Source organism: Pontibacter ruber, from assembly GCF_023630205.1.
GTDB lineage: Bacteria > Bacteroidota > Bacteroidia > Cytophagales > Hymenobacteraceae > Pontibacter > Pontibacter ruber.
Genome location: NZ_JALPRR010000002.1, coordinates 742,249 through 759,303 on the forward strand (window position 1 = coordinate 742,249; position 17,055 = coordinate 759,303).

Annotated in this window: 14 protein-coding genes; 13 read left to right on the plus strand and 1 reads right to left on the minus strand. The window is 48.4% G+C overall.

Annotated elements, in window-relative coordinates; all coding sequences use genetic code 11:
- Nucleotides 1–731: 731 nt before the first annotated feature.
- The 5 genes from MJ611_RS09995 (at nucleotide 732) to hisB (ending at nucleotide 8,146) form a co-directional block, all read left to right on the plus strand.
- Nucleotides 732–3,407 carry an HYR domain-containing protein gene (locus MJ611_RS09995; RefSeq protein WP_250429627.1) on the plus strand — a complete coding sequence of 892 codons (2,676 nt, stop codon included), beginning with the start codon at nucleotides 732–734 and terminating at the stop codon, nucleotides 3,405–3,407.
- A gap of 355 nt (nucleotides 3,408–3,762) precedes the next feature.
- On the plus strand, nucleotides 3,763–4,614 hold the full coding sequence (gene hisG / locus MJ611_RS10000; RefSeq protein WP_250429628.1) for an ATP phosphoribosyltransferase: 852 nt from the start codon (nucleotides 3,763–3,765) through the stop codon (nucleotides 4,612–4,614).
- Complete coding sequence (hisD, locus tag MJ611_RS10005) at nucleotides 4,614–5,906, plus strand: histidinol dehydrogenase (protein WP_250430042.1); 1,293 nt, start codon at nucleotides 4,614–4,616, stop codon at nucleotides 5,904–5,906. Before hisG ends, hisD begins: the two co-directional genes overlap by 1 nt.
- Nucleotides 5,899–6,963 carry a histidinol-phosphate transaminase gene (hisC, locus tag MJ611_RS10010; protein WP_250429629.1) on the plus strand — a complete coding sequence of 355 codons (1,065 nt, stop codon included), beginning with the start codon at nucleotides 5,899–5,901 and terminating at the stop codon, nucleotides 6,961–6,963. The genes hisD and hisC overlap by 8 nt, the downstream gene beginning before the upstream one ends.
- A gap of 88 nt (nucleotides 6,964–7,051) precedes the next feature.
- Entirely contained in the window at nucleotides 7,052–8,146 is a 1,095-nt protein-coding gene (hisB, locus tag MJ611_RS10015; RefSeq protein ID WP_250429630.1) for a bifunctional histidinol-phosphatase/imidazoleglycerol-phosphate dehydratase HisB, read from the plus strand.
- A gap of 67 nt (nucleotides 8,147–8,213) precedes the next feature.
- On the opposite strand, the gene MJ611_RS10020 is transcribed toward hisB, so the two are convergent.
- Nucleotides 8,214–8,621, minus strand: a complete 408-nt coding sequence (locus MJ611_RS10020) for a hypothetical protein (RefSeq protein ID WP_250429631.1) — start codon at nucleotides 8,619–8,621, stop codon at nucleotides 8,214–8,216.
- A 654-nt stretch (nucleotides 8,622–9,275) separates the two neighbouring features.
- Between MJ611_RS10020 and MJ611_RS10025 the strand changes: the two genes are divergently transcribed.
- The 8 genes from MJ611_RS10025 to MJ611_RS10060 all read left to right on the plus strand — a co-directional run bounded on the left by MJ611_RS10025 (nucleotide 9,276) and on the right by MJ611_RS10060 (nucleotide 16,813).
- Entirely contained in the window at nucleotides 9,276–10,685 is a 1,410-nt protein-coding gene (locus tag MJ611_RS10025; protein ID WP_250429632.1) for an anthranilate synthase component I family protein, read from the plus strand.
- 1 nt (nucleotide 10,686) lies between these two features.
- Complete coding sequence (locus tag MJ611_RS10030) at nucleotides 10,687–11,250, plus strand: anthranilate synthase component II (RefSeq protein WP_250429633.1); 564 nt, start codon at nucleotides 10,687–10,689, stop codon at nucleotides 11,248–11,250.
- A gap of 89 nt (nucleotides 11,251–11,339) precedes the next feature.
- Complete coding sequence (gene trpD / locus MJ611_RS10035) at nucleotides 11,340–12,350, plus strand: anthranilate phosphoribosyltransferase (protein ID WP_250429634.1); 1,011 nt, start codon at nucleotides 11,340–11,342, stop codon at nucleotides 12,348–12,350.
- A gap of 44 nt (nucleotides 12,351–12,394) precedes the next feature.
- Entirely contained in the window at nucleotides 12,395–13,210 is an 816-nt protein-coding gene (trpC, locus tag MJ611_RS10040; protein ID WP_250429635.1) for an indole-3-glycerol phosphate synthase TrpC, read from the plus strand.
- Entirely contained in the window at nucleotides 13,207–13,839 is a 633-nt protein-coding gene (locus tag MJ611_RS10045; protein WP_250429636.1) for a phosphoribosylanthranilate isomerase, read from the plus strand. Before trpC ends, MJ611_RS10045 begins: the two co-directional genes overlap by 4 nt.
- A gap of 1 nt (nucleotide 13,840) precedes the next feature.
- The gene (gene trpB / locus MJ611_RS10050; protein ID WP_250429637.1) at nucleotides 13,841–15,034 is read left to right on the plus strand and encodes a tryptophan synthase subunit beta; all 1,194 of its coding nucleotides are present in this window, start codon (nucleotides 13,841–13,843) and stop codon (nucleotides 15,032–15,034) included.
- Complete coding sequence (gene trpA, locus MJ611_RS10055; protein ID WP_250429638.1) at nucleotides 15,024–15,806, plus strand: tryptophan synthase subunit alpha; 783 nt, start codon at nucleotides 15,024–15,026, stop codon at nucleotides 15,804–15,806. Before trpB ends, trpA begins: the two co-directional genes overlap by 11 nt.
- Nucleotides 15,803–16,813 (plus strand): bifunctional 3-deoxy-7-phosphoheptulonate synthase/chorismate mutase, encoded by a 1,011-nt coding sequence (locus tag MJ611_RS10060; RefSeq protein ID WP_250429639.1) that lies wholly within the window; start codon nucleotides 15,803–15,805, stop codon nucleotides 16,811–16,813. Before trpA ends, MJ611_RS10060 begins: the two co-directional genes overlap by 4 nt.
- Nucleotides 16,814–17,055 lie beyond the last annotated feature (242 nt).

Below are 17,055 nucleotides of genomic sequence, written 5' to 3' on the forward strand. Positions count from 1 at the left end.
ATGCTATCACAAGTTCAACAACCCTTGTTAGAACTATAAATACAACAACAGCCACAATTTCAGATTCTTATACTCCTTCAACTACAGAAGTAGGAACAAGGTATTACTTTAGCCAGGTACAATTAGTTAATCCGAATGGTAATGGTACAGGTTGCGGGGGAGGTAGAGCGTCAACATTTGTTACGGCTCCGGTACAAGTAACGGTTAATGAAACTCCAGCTGCTCCAGTAGTTACAGTAGTTGATAACTGTGACGGGACATCCACATTATCAACGAACGCTACGGGTACCCTTCTTTGGAGTACAGGGGAAAGCACTTCATCTATCACGGTATCAGCTGCAGGCATCTACTCTGTAACAACTACAGTAAACGGCTGTACGAGCGCTGCTGGCTCAGGTACTGCAGCTCCTAAGAAAACTCCAGCTACACCTACCATTAGTGCCGCTTCAAAAACTACAGTTTGCCCGGGTAGCTCAGTGGTATTATCATCTTCATCAGCAAGTGGTAATCAATGGTACAGGGATGGAGTAGCAATCAATGGGGCTATAGACCAAAATTATACTTCATCTGAAAGTGGAGCCTACACTGTTATTGTGACAAATGATGGATGTCCTTCAGCTGTATCAAATACAATAACTGTAAGGATAATTGATGAGACAGCTCCTACGATTACGGCCCCAGCGTCGGTTCAGGTAGCAGCCAATGCACAGTGCCAAGCCTCTGGCGTAGATTTGGGCACACCAACCACAGCCGACAACTGCTCGGTAGCCTCCGTGACCAATAATGCCCCAGCTACATACCCGCTAGGAACTACAGAAGTGATTTGGACCGTAACAGACGGTGCCGGCCTGACAGCAACTGCTACTCAAGTGGTGACGGTAGTAGATGAGACGGCCCCGGTTGCACCGACAATTGCTGCAGCCACAGGCGAATGTTTTGTAACTGTAACAGAAGTTCCAACTGCTGAAGACTATTGTGGCGGAACCATCACCGGTACCACTCAAGATCCGCTGACTTATACGCAGCAGGGCGAGTATCAAATTACCTGGTCTTTTAACGATGGAAACGGCAATACCTCGACTGCTGTTCAACAGGTGATCGTAGATGACGTAACGGCGCCTGTGATCGCAGCTGCAGAGCCTGTAACTGCTTCGGCAGATCCGGGTCAATGCGGAACTACACTTGAAATTACTACCCCGGAAGTTACGGACAATTGCGCAGCAAATCCTGCTACCAGAACACGTAGCGACGGAGCAGCCTTGGACGCACAGTATCCGGTTGGTACCACCACCATTACCTGGAATGCAACGGACGCCAATGGCAACCAAGCCGTAGCAGTGACGCAAACAGTAACTGTTACTGATACGCAGGCACCAACTATAACGGCTCCGGCTGCAGTTGAAGTAAGCGCAGACGCTTCCTGCCAGGCTTCTAATGTTGCACTAGGCACACCAACTACAGCCGACAACTGCTCGGTAGCATCAGTGACCAACAACGCTCCTTCAACTTTCCAATTAGGTGAAACAACCGTTACCTGGACAGTGACTGACGCAGCAGGTTTGACAGCTACAGCTACGCAGGTAGTAACAGTAGTGGACGAAACCGCTCCTGTCTTGACAGCGGCTGACGATCAGGAAGTAACGGTGGGTGCTGAATGCACAGTAACCATACCAGATGTAAGAGGCACAGCTGCTGATAACTGTTCCGCTGTAACCATCACACAATCTCCTGCTGCAGGAACAGCCGTAGCAGCCACCGATGGTGAGGCCATCACAGTTCTGGTAACAGCAACCGACGCTGCCGGCAACACCGCCACTGATGAAGTAGTGCTGACAGCTCAGGACTTAACGGCTCCGGTTCTGACGGCTGCTGCCGATCAAACATCGGGCACTGACAACGCAACATGCTCTGCTAGAATCGCCATACCTGATGCTACTTTCAGCGACAACTGTGCTGGTAGCCAGTTAAGCTGGATAATGACTGGCGCAACGACAGATAATGGTAAGGGCCAGGTAGGAACGTATACTTTCAACCAGGGCGTAACCACCATTACGTATACTGCAACAGACGCAGCTGGCAACACAGCCACTGACCAACTGCTGGTAACCGTTGCAGATGATGATGCGCCGGTAGTAACCGTTCCTGCTAACATTGTTGTTCAAACAGATCGGGATAAGTGTGGTGCCGTAGTAAGCTATGCTGTATCTGCCACAGACAACTGCTCAACTGTTACGCCGGAAATGACTGCGGGGCTTGCCTCTGGTGCTACATTCCCAGTGGGAACTACAACCGTAACCTACAAGGCCACCGATGAAGCTGGAAATACAACAACTCAGAGTTTCACTGTGACTGTTGAAAATGCTGCGCCATCCAACCTGGTAATTTCCGGACCGACTTCGCCGGTTCAGCTTGGCTCAGACGTAACCTTAACTGCAACTTTTGATGATGAAAACATTGCAACAGCAGTTTGGGATTGGGGTAACGGAAGCACAACTACACAACCTATCAGTGGCTCTCCGATTTCAGCTACGTACAAGTACTCTCTACCCGGCGTATATTCTGTAGGATTGATGATAACAGACCGTTGTGGCCAAAGCACTACTACAATGTTTAACTATGTGGTTGTTTATGACCCTAACGGCGGGTTTGTAACTGGCGGTGGTTGGATCGATTCTCCTCCGGGAGCTTATGTGGCCAATCCTGCGCTTGTTGGTAAAGCTAACTTTGGTTTCAACGCCAAGTATAAGAAAGGCTCCAACGAAGTGGATGGCAACACTGAGTTCCAGTTTAAAGCCGGTGATCTGCATTTCAAGAGCTCTGCACATGATGCGATGTCGCTGGTTGTGACTGGTTACAAGGCCATCTACAAGGGTGTCGGAAGTATAAACGGCAGAGATGATTATGCCTTTATGGTTTCGGTAGTGGATGGTAATCTGAAAGAACAGGCTGAAGCTGACAGATTCAGAATCAAGATCTGGGACAGAAGAAGTGGTGCAATGGTGTATGACAACCAGTTGGGTGCTGCAGACAATGCAGACGCAACCACCAGCATTGGCGGAGGGTCCATTGTGATCCACGAGAGCAAGTCTGTCTCTACTGGTCCATCTGTGAAGAAATTAGACGCGGAGTCTGTCTCAGAGCCTGTAGTAAGTAACTTCGACAACTATCCGAATCCATTCTCTGGTAGAACCACAATCCGGTTCTCCTTCGAGACAGAGCAGAAATATGCTCTGGAGGTGTATGACCTCAAAGGTGCTCTGATCAGGAAAGTAGATGTGGGAGTGGCAGAAGCAGGCAGGGTGTATGAGTTTGATCTGGAAGGCCAGAATATGGCAGAAGGCATCTACTTTGCCCGACTGACATCTAATGCTGGGGTTAAGACCATTAAGTTGCTGCTAAAAAAGTAGCAAGGTTTTAATCCTGATCTGAAACAGAAAGAGCCGGCCCCTGTTGGAGCCGGCTCTTTTATTTGATGTTGTTTCTTGTGGTAGTGGCATAAAACTTTTTACTCATTTATTAGTTTAATCAAAAATCCCTGTTACTTTTGCAACGCAGAATGAGCATAACCACGCTACATATCACACTTTCTACTTCGGCAGCGCCTGTTGCCTGTGGTTCTGCTGTGCATTTCCATCATATCCATCATTCCTCTTAAGAGGAATAAGATCACCATATAGCCCCCGAGGGTGTTGCACCCGTTTATACTTTGCCAGTGGCAAAGCCGTATCTCATTTTATACTTTCTATTTTATAACAAAGACATATGCTACGTTTAGCAATCCAGAAGTCCGGCCGATTGAGCGAAGACTCGCTTAAACTCATCCGTGAATGTGGTATTTCCTTTATTACCAGCTCCCTTAAGCTTAAAACTGAATCAACCAACTTCCCGCTCGAGATCCTGTACCTGCGCGATGATGATATTCCGGGTTACGTGGCCGATGGTGTGGCGGATATTGGTATTGTGGGAGAGAACGTGCTGGTGGAAGAAGGCTACCAGGCACTGGCCGTAGAAAAGCTGGGTTTTTCCAAGTGCCGCCTGTCGCTGGCTGTACCTAAAGCCGATGATTACGAGAGCGTGCAAGACCTGAACGGCAAAAACATTGCTACTTCATACCCAAACCTGCTGCAAGCTTTCCTTTCCGAACGGGGCGTGCAGGTGAACATCCATACCATTAGCGGCTCCGTAGAGATTGCGCCAAGTATAGGCCTGGCCGATGCCATCTGCGATATCGTGAGTTCAGGCAGTACGCTTATCAGCAACGGGCTTCGGGAAGTGGAGCGTGTGTTTAACTCCCAGGCTGTTCTGATTGCCAACGACGGATTGACCGCTGAAAAAAGAGAGTTGTTGGATAAACTGCTTTTCAGGATCCATGCAGTACAGCGCGCCAGCCGAGCCAAGTATATCCTGCTCAACGCGCCAAACGACCGCATCCAGCAGATCAGCCAGCTGCTGCCGGGCATAAAATCACCCACTGTGCTGCCGCTGGCTGAAGAAGGCTGGAGCTCGCTGCACTCCGTGGTAAACGAAGATGATTTCTGGGAGATCATCGAAAAAATCAAAGAGGCCGGAGCACAAGGCATATTGGTAGTACCTATCGAGAAGATGATCATATGATGCGCATTATAAAATATCCTGAACTGGCCGCCTGGCCGGAGCTGGTAAAGCGGCCTACTAAAAGCTTTGAGGACCTGGAAGCTGGCATACTGGAAACATTCCGGCTGGTGCAGGAGCAGGGAGACGCTGCCTTGCTCGAATTAGCCCATAAGTATGATGGCGTAAAGCTGGAAAGCTTGCTGGCAACGGAAACAGAGATCGCGGCCGCAGAAACGCAACTTACGGTAGAACTGAAAGAGGCCATACTTCAGGCATACAGCAACATACAGCTGTTCCATACGCAACAGGCAGAGCCGGTAAAGCAAGTGGAAACGATGGCGGGTGTTACCTGCTGGCGCAAAAGCGTAGGCATCGATAAAGTTGGCCTGTACATACCAGGTGGCACGGCACCTCTGTTTTCTACCTTACTGATGCTTGGGGTGCCGGCCCGTATTGCAGGATGCCATGACGTTATACTTTGCACACCTCCTTCTAAAGACGGCAGCATTCACCCGGCTATCCTTTACACGGCTAATCTGCTGGGTATAAAACAGGTGGTGAAAGCAGGCGGTGCACAGGCCATCGCTGCCATGGCCTACGGTACGCAAAGCGTGCCTGCCGTTGATAAGATATTCGGACCGGGTAACCAGTACGTGACCGTAGCCAAGCAACTGGTAAACAAAGCCGGCGTAGCCATCGACCTGCCCGCTGGTCCATCAGAAGTATTGGTGATCGCCGATGGTTCGGCTAATCCTGCCTTTGTAGCATCCGACCTCTTATCGCAGGCGGAGCACGGCGCCGACTCGCAGGTGGTACTGTTGACCAACTCTGAAACGCTGTTGCAACAAGTGGCAGCTGAACTGCAAGCGCAGCTTGATGTGTTACCACGTAAAGCGTTTGCTGCAAAAGCATTGCAGAATAGCCTGGGTATACTTTTAAGTGATGTGGAAGAGATGCTGCGCTTCTCCAACCTGTACGCGCCGGAGCACCTGATCCTGTCAGTGGCAGGCTTTGAGCAAGTGCTGGACCAGATTACCAATGCCGGTTCGGTGTTCCTGGGCAACTACAGCCCGGAGTCTGCCGGCGATTACGCTTCCGGTACCAACCACACTTTGCCAACCAACGGCTACGCCCGCGCTTACAGCGGCGTATCGCTGGATAGCTTCGTTAAGAAAATTACATTCCAGTACATTACCCCGCAGGGTTTGCAGAACATCGGCAGAACCATAGAAGTGATGGCGGAGGCTGAAGGCCTGGAGGCACACAAAAATGCTGTAAGTATAAGATTAAAAGAGATCTCCAAGAATGTTTAACCTCGAAAGTATAGTACGCCCCAATGTGCTTAAGATGAAGCCCTACTCTTCGGCACGCGACGAATTTAAAGGCACCGCCAGCATTTTTATAGATGCCAACGAAAATAACCTCGGCAGCCTGGCCGGTGAAAATTACAACCGTTACCCCGACCCACACCAAAAGCAGCTCAAGCAGCTGATCGCTGAAATAAAAGGAGTGAAGCCATCGCAGATCTTCCTGGGCAATGGCTCCGACGAAGCGATCGACCTCTTGTTCCGGATGGTGTGTCGCCCGGGCGTGGACAGCATGCTGCACCTGCCGCCTACCTATGGCATGTACGAAGTATCCGCTAACCTGAACGAAGTACAGCTGGAGGCCGTGCAGCTGACACCTGACTTCCAGGTGCCGGTGCTGGAGTTGCTGCGTAGTATAAAAGAAACGACCAAGCTCATTTTCATCTGCTCGCCCAATAACCCGACCGGTAACCTCATCGAGCCGGAAAGTATAGAAACGATCCTGGACAACTTCGACGGGCTTGTGGTCGTGGATGAGGCGTATATTGATTTTGCCGATGCGCCGAGCTGGACCACGCGGCTGGACGAGTTCCCGAACCTGGTCGTGCTGCAAACTTTCTCCAAAGCCTGGGGTATGGCCGGTCTGCGTCTTGGCCTGGCGTTTGCCTCTGAGGAAATCATCTCCTTACTGGATAAAATAAAGCCGCCCTACAACATCAACGAAGCAACGCAGCAGCTGGCAATACAAGCTCTTTCCAGAACAGAAGCCTTGTCGGATATGATCGAAGAGATCGTGCAGGAGCGCGAGTTGCTCAAGCAGGCGCTGCCGAATCTGAAGCCGGTACTGAAAGTGTACCCTTCTGACGCTAATTTTATACTTGTTAAAGTAACCGATGCAAATGGCTTGTATAACTATTTGTTGGATAAAGGTATAGTGGTTCGCAATAGATCCAGTCTGCCTGGCTGCGAAGGCTGCCTGCGCATCTCAGTAGGTACCCTTGAAGAGAACCAGAAACTGTTGCAGACGATAGCTGCTTTTGAGACAAAAGACAATAGACAATAGAAGTAAGACCTATTTCTGGAGAGATGGCAACTGTTCGCATTGCCGTCTTTTGTCCTTTGTCAAATAATCCAATGTCAAGAATTTAGAAATGAAAAAAGCATTATTTATAGACCGCGACGGCACCATACTGGTAGAGCCGAAGACGGATTTTCAGGTAGATTCTTTTGAAAAATTTGAGTTTCTGCCAAAGGTGATCCGCAACCTGTACAAGATTTACACTGAGCTGGATTACGAATTTGTGATGGTAACGAACCAGGATGGATTGGGAACCGACTCGTATCCGGAGCATACCTTCTGGCCTTACCAGAACAAAATGCTCGACATCCTGCGAGGTGAAGGCATTGAGTTTGCCGATATCCTGATCGATCGCAGCTTTGAGCACGAAGGACTGGAGACACGCAAGCCTGGTATCGGCATGATGAAAAAGTACCTGGCCGGTGAATACGACCTGGCTAATTCCTATGTGATTGGCGACAGGCTGACGGATGTGCAACTAGCGAAAAACCTGGGAGCGAAAGCTATTTTCATTGGCGATACACACGCCGATGGAGCTGCTTTCAGCGCAAACGACTGGGACGAGATCTACAATTTCCTGAAGCTGCCACAGCGTACGGCCAGTATTCGTCGCCAGACATCTGAAACAGATATTTCCATTGATCTTAATCTGGATGGCACAGGGCAAATGAACATCCATACTGGTCTTGGCTTTTTCGACCACATGCTGGAGCAACTGGCCAAGCACGGCAAACTGGACCTGAACATCCAGGTAAAAGGCGACCTGCACATAGATGAGCACCATACCATTGAAGATACCGGATTGGCTTTAGGCGAAGCTTTCCTGGCTGCGCTAGGCGATAAAAAAGGTATAAGTCGTTATGGGTTCCTGCTGCCGATGGACGATGTGCTTGCGCAGGTGGCGATCGACTTCAGCGGCCGTCCGTGGATTGTGTGGGATGCTGAGTTCAAACGCGAGAAGGTAGGAGATATGCCTACGGAAATGTTCTTTCACTTCTTCAAATCATTCAGCGATACGTCTAAGAGCAACCTGAACATAAAGGCGGAAGGGCAGAACGAACACCATAAAATCGAGGCTATTTATAAAGCATTTGCGCGCGCTATCCGGATGGCGGTGCAGCGTAATCCGCAGGATACTACTATACCGAGCACAAAAGGAAGTTTATAGGACAGCAGCCTGAAAAAATAAGAGGCGTTGGTTAGTTGCCAACGCCTCTTATTTTTAAAGTTATGTTTTAGCAGGTACGAAGCCAGGCTTGTGCGTGCTCCATATCGTCAAAGGTTTCAATATAACTTAGGTCTAACGTATGTTTCAGGGCTTTATCTGCAGAGAGGCGACTAAAGGTGCTGGGAGAGTATACCCAGGCAAAACATTTTAAGCCAGCCACCTGCATGCGCGGAAACCAGTCTCTGCCCACCCATTTCGAAGCACCCGACCAGATTCCTTCTACGTTCGTGTTGTCATTCAGCACTTTTGTGCACTGCGTCTCTTTCAGAAAGTATAAGATTTTTTCACATCCACTTACAATGGAATCGTAGTTCTGGTATCCACGCCAATTAACATATAACCATTCATCGGCATGGTTGTACTCAATCAAAATGTTACTCTCTCTATACAGTATCTCGTTTCTTAACAACTTCATACTTGGTAATCTACGACTATGTAAGGTGTGCTAAATTACTACTCAAACTTATAAGAAGCAATTGAATTATATTTTGCCCTTAAACTATATGCTTTTTTCTTTGTATGTGGCTTGTTTGTGGCATCAAATTGCGGTTGCGGTAAAACATCCACAACAATTACTCCTGATTTAAATTTGAAGGCCAAATTGTTAATATAGAGCTCACAATGTATGATTTTTGATATGGCAAGAATATAGATTGGTTTTGTTTATTTTCCCGAGGATGGAAATAGCAGTCTTGTAAATTCCCAAACTAACAGTTCAAAGCAGTTGGGCGGTATGCCACACTTAGTTTTGTATATGCTGGTTCTTTCGGCTTGAGTCCCGTTTGGCTCGGTGCTACTTTTGGTTGATAGAAATTATTCCAAGGAAAAGTTTGTTATTAAAATTGCTTCCCATACTTTTGTGAACAGGCTGGGCTTTGGCCCGTCCAATACTAAAGACATGAATCAGAATCTTCATCTTACTGCATGGTGGTGGCACGTTACAATAAGTATCGTGAACAGCCTTGCTATGTATAAGATGAGATAAAAGATATAGCACAATCAAAGGTATAAAAGCCTGCTGTTCACCCCGAACAGCAGGCTTTTTGTTTTTACATCCATCAACAGAACGATGAGCAAGTATAAAATTACCACAACCTACAAGCGCCTTTTGGCTGATACGCTTACCCCGGTAAGTGTGTACCTGAAGCTGCGCGACCGTTACCCGAACAGCATTTTGCTGGAGAGCTCTGATTACCACGGTGCCGAAAACAGTTTCTCATATATCTGCTGCAGCCCGATGGCAAGTATAAAAGCGGAGAATGAGGTACTGCAAGAAGCTTTCCCGGATGGAAGTATAAAGCAAACTGCAATTACAAAGGATGTAAATGTACCGTCGCAACTTGCTGCTTTTGCGCAGAGCTTTGAGGTGGAGCAGAGAGGGTTTAACTTCATCAACAACGGCCTGTTCGGGTACATGAATTACGATGCGGTGCGCTACTACGAAGACATTGAGCTGAACCTGCGCTCTGATCGCCAACAGTTGCCAGATTTATACTATGCGGTGTACCGTTATATCATTGCCATCAACCACTTCACCAACGAAGCTTACATTTTCTCGCACAATTATAATTCTAGGGGAGAAGATGGCATTGCACAACTGGAGGCGCTTCTCAACAGCCGAAACATCCCAAGCTATACTTTTAAAACTGCTGATGAGGAAGCCTATAACATCAGCAGCGAGGGATTTTTGAAAAACATTCAGAAGGCAAAGGAGCATTGCTTTAGAGGTGATGTGTTCCAGTTGGTGCTTTCCAGAAGGTTTGAGCAGGCCTTTCAGGGAGATGAGTTTAATGTGTATCGGGCGTTGAGATCTGTTAACCCTTCTCCCTACCTGTTCTATTTCGATTACGGCAGCTTCAAGATCTTCGGATCTTCGCCGGAAGCGCAGTTGGTAATTAAAGACGGCAAAGCCAGTATCTTCCCGATTGCAGGCACTTTCCGGAGAACCGGCGACGACGCAGCCGACGCAGCATTGGCTGAGAAACTGCTGGCCGACCCGAAAGAAAACGCTGAGCACGTAATGTTGGTAGACCTTGCCCGAAACGATCTGAGCCGTAACGGCCACAGCGTGGAAGTAGAGACCTTCCGCGAGATTCAATACTACTCGCACGTCATTCACCTGGTATCCAAAGTATCGGGGCAACTGCACAACCAGGAAGATTCGCTGCAGATGGTGGCTAGTACGTTTCCGGCGGGTACGCTTTCGGGTGCTCCTAAGCATAAGGCCATGCAGCTCATCGACAAGTATGAAACCACCAACCGAGCCTTTTATGGCGGTTGCATTGGCTTCCTGGACTTCAACGGCAACTTCAACAGTGCTATCATGATCCGCTCGTTCCTGAGCAAAGATTACAAGCTGTTTTACCAGGCTGGGGCCGGCATTGTGGCGGCTTCTAACCCGGAGAGTGAACTGCAGGAGGTAGATAATAAGTTAATGGCTTTAAGACGTGCGCTTCAACTGGCACAGGAGATCAATTAATATGAACGTTCTGGTAATCGACAATTACGATTCATTTACTTATAACCTGGTGCACCTGCTGCAGGAACTAGGCGCTACTGTAACGGTGCGTCGCAACGACAAGACGACTTTGGAAGAAGTAGCAGGTTTTGACAAGATCATGCTTTCTCCCGGTCCGGGAATACCCGACGAAGCTGGTATGTTGAAAGAGATTATCCGCAAGTTCGGACCAACGAAAAGCCTGTTCGGTGTGTGTTTAGGACATCAGGCAATAGGTGAAGTATACGGTGGCAAGTTGTTTAACAGCAACGAGGTATGGCATGGTGTTGCTACACCAATTCGGGTGGTGTGCGAGAAGGAGCCACTATTCGTAAACCTGCCAAATCAGTTTAACACCGGTCGCTATCACTCTTGGTTAGTAGAGCATGAATTACCCGAATGCCTGGTCCCAACGGCAGTAGATGAAAACGGAAACATCATGGCGCTGCGTCATAAGGAGTATAATGTTCGCGGTGTGCAGTTCCATCCGGAATCAGTGCTGACCGAGCACGGAAAGGAAATGATTAAGAACTGGTTAGCAAAGTAGTCATCCCGAGCGAAGCCGAGGGATCTTATGTGTCCTGAAATGTATAAGATTTCTCGACTGCGCTCGAAATGACATAAGGATATGCAAACATGAAAGAAATACTAAACCACTTATTTGAACATAAAACGCTGAGCAAGGAGCAGGCGCGGGAAGTGCTGGTGAATATTGCGGGCGGCAAATATAACCAGAACCAGATTTCGAGCTTCCTGACGGTGTTTATGATGCGCAGCATTACTGTGGAGGAACTGGAAGGCTTCCGGAACGCGCTGCTGGAGCTTTGCCACCGCGTAGACCTGTCCTCTTATAACCCTATTGATCTGTGCGGTACGGGTGGCGACGGCAAGGATACCTTTAACATCTCTACGCTGTCTTCTTTTGTAGTGGCGGCCAACGGCATTCCGGTTGCCAAGCATGGTAACTATGGCGTGTCTTCGTCCTGCGGTTCTTCTAATGTTTTGGAAGCATTGGGTATAAAGTTTACCACTGATACCGATAAGCTGGAACGAAGTATCGACAAGTATAACATCTGCTTTCTGCACGCGCCGCTGTTTCACCCGGCTATGAAAAGTGTTGGTTCGATCCGGAAAGACCTGGCAGTGAAAACTTTCTTCAACATGCTTGGCCCGATGGTGAACCCGGCTTTCCCAAAATTGCAGATGGTGGGGGTTTACAGCCTGGAACTCGCCCGCATGTACAGTTACCTGTACCAGCAGCAACCCGATGTAAAGTATAGCATTATCCATACCCTCGACGGCTACGACGAAATTTCCCTGACAAGCCCATTCAAAGTTATTTCTGATAACCAGGAATCCTTGCTGGACGCAGAAGCACTTGGCTTGCCGCGCCTGCAGCACGAGCAGATCAAAGGGGGAGAAGGTATTGCCGAATCAGCTGAGATCTTTGTAAGGGTACTGAAAGGGGAAGGTACAGCTGCCCAGACTGCCGTAGTTGCCGCCAATGCCGGTATGGCCATCCAATGTGCCCGACCGGAACTCAATACCGCAGACGCTGTTGTACTAGCTAAAGAAACACTGGAATCAGGAAAAGCTTACGCGCTATTTACCAAACTTATAAATGATTCTAAACTGGTAGAAGTATAGACATCTTCAAACCTCCACATCTCCAAATTTACAAATCAAAAGACATGAACATACTCGACGAAATCATCGCCCATAAATACAAAGAAGTAGCCGAGCGCAAAGAGCTATACCCGGTAAAGCTGCTAGAGAAGAGTTTATACTTTGAAACACCGTGCCTGTCGCTGGAGCGTTACCTGCTGCGCCCGGACAAGAGTGGAATCATTGCCGAAATCAAGCGCAAGTCCCCATCCAAAGGCGATATCAATCCTTATGTGTCGGTGGAGCGCACCTCTATTGGCTACATGCAGGCAGGCGCTTCGGCTTTGTCTATCCTTACCGATACCAACTACTTTGGCGGCAAGAACGAAGACCTTGTAACGGCCCGCAAGTATAATTTCTGCCCGATCCTGCGCAAAGATTTTATGGTGGATGAGTACCAGATCGTGGAAGCGAAGTCTATCGGTGCCGACGCTATACTTCTTATAGCAGCTGCTCTTGAGCCTGTCCGTTTGAAAGAACTTGCTGCTTTTGCACGCTCGTTTGGCCTGGAAGTACTTCTGGAGGTACATAATAAAGAAGAATTGGACAAGACGCTGAACGAATTGGTAACAGTAGTTGGCGTCAACAACCGCAACCTGAAAACATTTAAGACGGATGTAGGCTTATCGTTTGAGCTGGCGCAGTACATTCCGGCTGGTATTACCAAAGTTTCGGAGAGTGGCCTGAGCCAGGCGCAAACACTGGTTGAGCTGCAGCAGGCAGGCTACAACGGCTTCCTGATCGGCGAGACCTTTATGACGGATAGCCGTCCTGAGCGCGCTGCCGCTGCTTTTGTAAAAGAACTGCGCCAGTTACAGGAGCTTAAAGCACAGGTAGTATGAAGGTAAAAGTATGCGGCATGCGCGAACCCGATAACCTGAAGCAAATAGCCGCACTTCAGCCGGATTATATGGGCTTCATCTTTTATGAAGGATCCAAACGCTATTGTGAAGGTATTATAACACCAGAGCTATTAGACGAATTGCCGGCAAGTATAAAAAAGGTAGGTGTGTTCGTGAATGAATCCACTGAAGTTATACTTGGCACAGCCCGAAAGTATAAACTGGATGTGGTACAGCTGCACGGCCGTGAAACTCCAAGACAATGCAAAGAACTACAAGAAGCTGGCTTAGAAGTAATAAAGGCCTTTTCGGTAGATGATAGCTTTGTCTTTGAAAATGTGCTGCTCTACGAAAGGTACTGCGACTTTTTCCTGTTCGACACCCGTGGCAACAACTACGGTGGTAACGGAACTGTCTTCGATTGGGAAATACTGAAAGGTTATCTTTCTGACAAACCATACTTCCTGAGCGGAGGCCTGAATCTGGAAAACCTGAAAAGCCGGGAATTTAAAAAGATCTGGCCGAAACCGTTTGCCCTTGATGTAAACAGCGGCTTTGAGCTAGAGCCGGGGCTGAAGGATGTAAAGAAGGTGAAGGAGCTGATCAATTATATTAAAGAGAAGAAATAAGATGATAAACTATAACGTTGACGAAAACGGCTTCTACGGCAAATTCGGTGGTGCTTACATACCAGAAATGCTCTACCCGAACGTGGAGGAGCTGCGCCAGAATTACCTGAAGATCATGGCGGAGCCGGATTTCCAGGAAGAACTGCAGGCTTTGCTGAAAGATTATGTAGGTCGCCCGACACCGCTATACTTTGCCAAACGCTTGTCCGAGAAGTATAACACCAACATCTACCTGAAACGCGAAGACCTGAACCATACTGGCGCGCACAAGATCAACAACACCGTGGGGCAGGTACTGATGGCAAAGCGGCTTGGCAAAAAACGCATTATAGCCGAAACGGGTGCCGGTCAGCATGGTGTGGCTACGGCTACGGTTTGTGCGCTGATGGGGCTGGAGTGTATCGTGTATATGGGTGAAGTAGACATTCAACGCCAGGCACCTAATGTAGCCAGGATGAAAATGTTAGGTGCTACTGTAGTGCCTGCTACAAGCGGAAGCAAAACTTTGAAAGACGCCACCAACGAAGCTATCCGCGACTGGATCAACAACCCCGAAGACACTTATTACATCATTGGTTCAGTAGTAGGTCCACACCCTTACCCTGACATGGTGGCGCGTTTCCAATCTGTGATCTCAGAAGAGATAAAAGCACAGCTTAAGGAGAAAACCGGCAACGAGAACCCGGATTATGTAGTGGCTTGTGTGGGTGGTGGCAGCAACGCAGCAGGCGCTTTCTATCATTACCTGGATACGCCGGAAGTGAAACTGGTAGCCGTTGAAGCAGCAGGTTTAGGCGTAGATTCCGGTGAATCGGCAGCTACGTCGGTGCTTGGCAGAGAAGGCATTATACACGGCAGTCGTACTTTACTTATGCAGACAGAAGACGGACAGGTAACAGAGCCTTACTCTATCTCGGCAGGTCTCGATTATCCTGGCGTAGGTCCTTTGCATGCGCACCTGCACCAGTCCGGCCGCGCTATTTTTGAAAGTATAACCGACGACGAGGCGTTGCAGGCGGTGCTCGAACTGACAAGACTGGAAGGTATAATCCCTGCTTTGGAAAGCGCGCACGCTTTGGCAGCTCTTGGAAGAATCGGTGCGAAGCCGGACGAAACTATAGTCGTAAACCTTTCCGGCCGTGGCGACAAAGATTTAACCACCTACTTAGACAGATTTGATCTCCATGGAAAATAGAATAAAGACACTCTTTGAACAGAAGCCACAGGGGCTGCTGTCGGTATACTTTACGGCTGGTTATCCGAACCTGGAAGATACTGTTCCGATCATTCTAGAGCTGGAAAAGAATGGTGTAGACCTGATCGAGGTAGGTATGCCTTTTTCAGATCCTCTGGCTGACGGACCTACCATACAACAGAGCAGCGAAATTGCCTTACGTAATGGCATGACCATTCCGAAGCTGTTTGAGCAGTTAAAAAACATCCGCAAGCACACCCAGATCCCGCTGGTGCTGATGGGCTACCTGAACCCGGTTATGCAGTACGGTGTGGAACGTTTCTGCCAGAAAGCCAGAGAAATTGGTATAGACGGCATTATACTTCCGGACCTGCCGCTTTCAGATTATGTGCGGGAGTATACGGAGTTGTTTGAGCAGAATAACCTGAGCAAGATCTTCCTGATTACGCCACAAACGCCGGAGCAGCGTATCCGTGAGATCGACAGCCACACCAATGGTTTTGTATACATGGTTTCTTCGGCTTCGGTAACAGGTAGCACGAATGGCCAAGCGGTTGCTAATACAGATTATTTTCAGCGGGTAGGGCAGATGGGGCTTCGGAACCCGGGCATGATCGGCTTTGGTATTCACAACCGCGATACGTTTTCACAAGCCTGTAACCACGCACGGGGTGCCATCATAGGCAGTGCTTTTATCAAAGCATTGGCGCAGGAAGGTAGCCTTGAGCAAAACATCCAGACATTCATCCAAGGTATTAAACAAGAAGTATGATCATACAATTGCAGCAAGGTATACCTGCTGAACTAAAAGAAAATATCCTGCAGCAGATTAAGGCTGTCGGCTTTAAGGGCAACGAAGTACTGACGCAGGAAGGCCATTACATCGTAGGCATTGGCAAGAAAGATTTTGATATTCGTACTATTGGCCAGTTGCCTGGCGTAGCAGACATTCACCGCGTGTCGGATGAATATAAACTGATCTCTCGCAAATGGAAAGTTGAACCTACCCGCATTGACCTAGGTGATGGCGTGGTGATTGGCGAAGGTCAGTTCAGTATTATGGCCGGCCCGTGCTCTATCGAAAGTGAAAAGCAGATAGAGCTGGTAGTGCAGCACCTGGTAGAAAACAACGTGAAGATCATGCGTGGCGGGGTGTTCAAGCCGCGCAGTTCGCCGTATGCTTTCCGTGGTTTGGGTTTAGAAGGATTGCAGATGTTCCACCGCATTTGCCGCGAGAACGGTATCAAGATTATTACCGAGGTCATGCAGGTATCGCAGATCGAAGACATGATCGATTATGTGGATGTGTTCCAGGTAGGAGCGCGAAACAGCCAGAACTTTAACCTGCTGGATTCCTTAGGAGCAGCGCAAAAGCCGGTGTTGTTAAAGCGCGGTATTTCCGGTACACTCGAAGAATTGCTACAGGCTGCTGAATACATCTTCTCTAACGGAAACGAAAAGATCATGCTGTGCGAGCGCGGTATCCGCTCTTATGAAAACTCCTATCGGAATGTGTTGGATTTAAATGCAGTACCAGTGCTGAAAGCTAAAACACACCTGCCAGTTATAGTTGATCCATCGCATGGTATCGGCTTGCGCGATTATGTAGAAGAAATGTCGTTGGCAGCTGTAATGGCAGGGGCTGATGGCGTGATCTACGAAACGCACCAGAAGCCGGAAGAAGCTTTCTCAGATGGTCAGCAGACGTTAAATTTTAAGGAATCAGAAAGGCTGATTAGACGCATGCGCCAGGCTTATGCTTTAAGGGAGAGTTTTTAGATAATCTATGGCGCGAGTGTCCTCGCTCGTGATGAACTATAGTTGGGTCTCTGGCCCAATCGGATTACAAATCCGACATATAACAAGTCACGGATCACAGATCCGCGCCAGCGAATAGAGTTTTTAATTCTGAAGAAAATTCTTCCCTTGAGGGGAGTTAGAGGGGTGTTGTATTCTTAAATCTTATGACCAAATATACTGTCATTCTGTTAAGAAACTTGGTGGAAGGGAGGTCAAGCTTT

Excerpts from the sequence above, each read along its gene's own strand:
- MJ611_RS10020 (WP_250429631.1), bottom strand. The coding sequence starts at position 8,621 with ATGAAGTTGTTAAGAAACGAGATACTGTATAGAGAGAGTAACATTTTG.
- hisB (WP_250429630.1), top strand. The coding sequence starts at position 7,052 with ATGAAAAAAGCATTATTTATAGACCGCGACGGCACCATACTGGTAGAG.
- MJ611_RS10045 (WP_250429636.1), top strand. The coding sequence starts at position 13,207 with ATGAAGGTAAAAGTATGCGGCATGCGCGAACCCGATAACCTGAAGCAA.
- MJ611_RS10030 (WP_250429633.1), top strand. The coding sequence starts at position 10,687 with ATGAACGTTCTGGTAATCGACAATTACGATTCATTTACTTATAACCTG.
- trpA (WP_250429638.1), top strand. The coding sequence starts at position 15,024 with ATGGAAAATAGAATAAAGACACTCTTTGAACAGAAGCCACAGGGGCTG.
- hisC (WP_250429629.1), top strand. The coding sequence starts at position 5,899 with ATGTTTAACCTCGAAAGTATAGTACGCCCCAATGTGCTTAAGATGAAG.
- hisG (WP_250429628.1), top strand. The coding sequence starts at position 3,763 with ATGCTACGTTTAGCAATCCAGAAGTCCGGCCGATTGAGCGAAGACTCG.
- hisD (WP_250430042.1), top strand. The coding sequence starts at position 4,614 with ATGCGCATTATAAAATATCCTGAACTGGCCGCCTGGCCGGAGCTGGTA.
- MJ611_RS10025 (WP_250429632.1), top strand. The coding sequence starts at position 9,276 with ATGAGCAAGTATAAAATTACCACAACCTACAAGCGCCTTTTGGCTGAT.
- MJ611_RS10060 (WP_250429639.1), top strand. The coding sequence starts at position 15,803 with ATGATCATACAATTGCAGCAAGGTATACCTGCTGAACTAAAAGAAAAT.
- trpD (WP_250429634.1), top strand. The coding sequence starts at position 11,340 with ATGAAAGAAATACTAAACCACTTATTTGAACATAAAACGCTGAGCAAG.
- trpC (WP_250429635.1), top strand. The coding sequence starts at position 12,395 with ATGAACATACTCGACGAAATCATCGCCCATAAATACAAAGAAGTAGCC.
- trpB (WP_250429637.1), top strand. The coding sequence starts at position 13,841 with ATGATAAACTATAACGTTGACGAAAACGGCTTCTACGGCAAATTCGGT.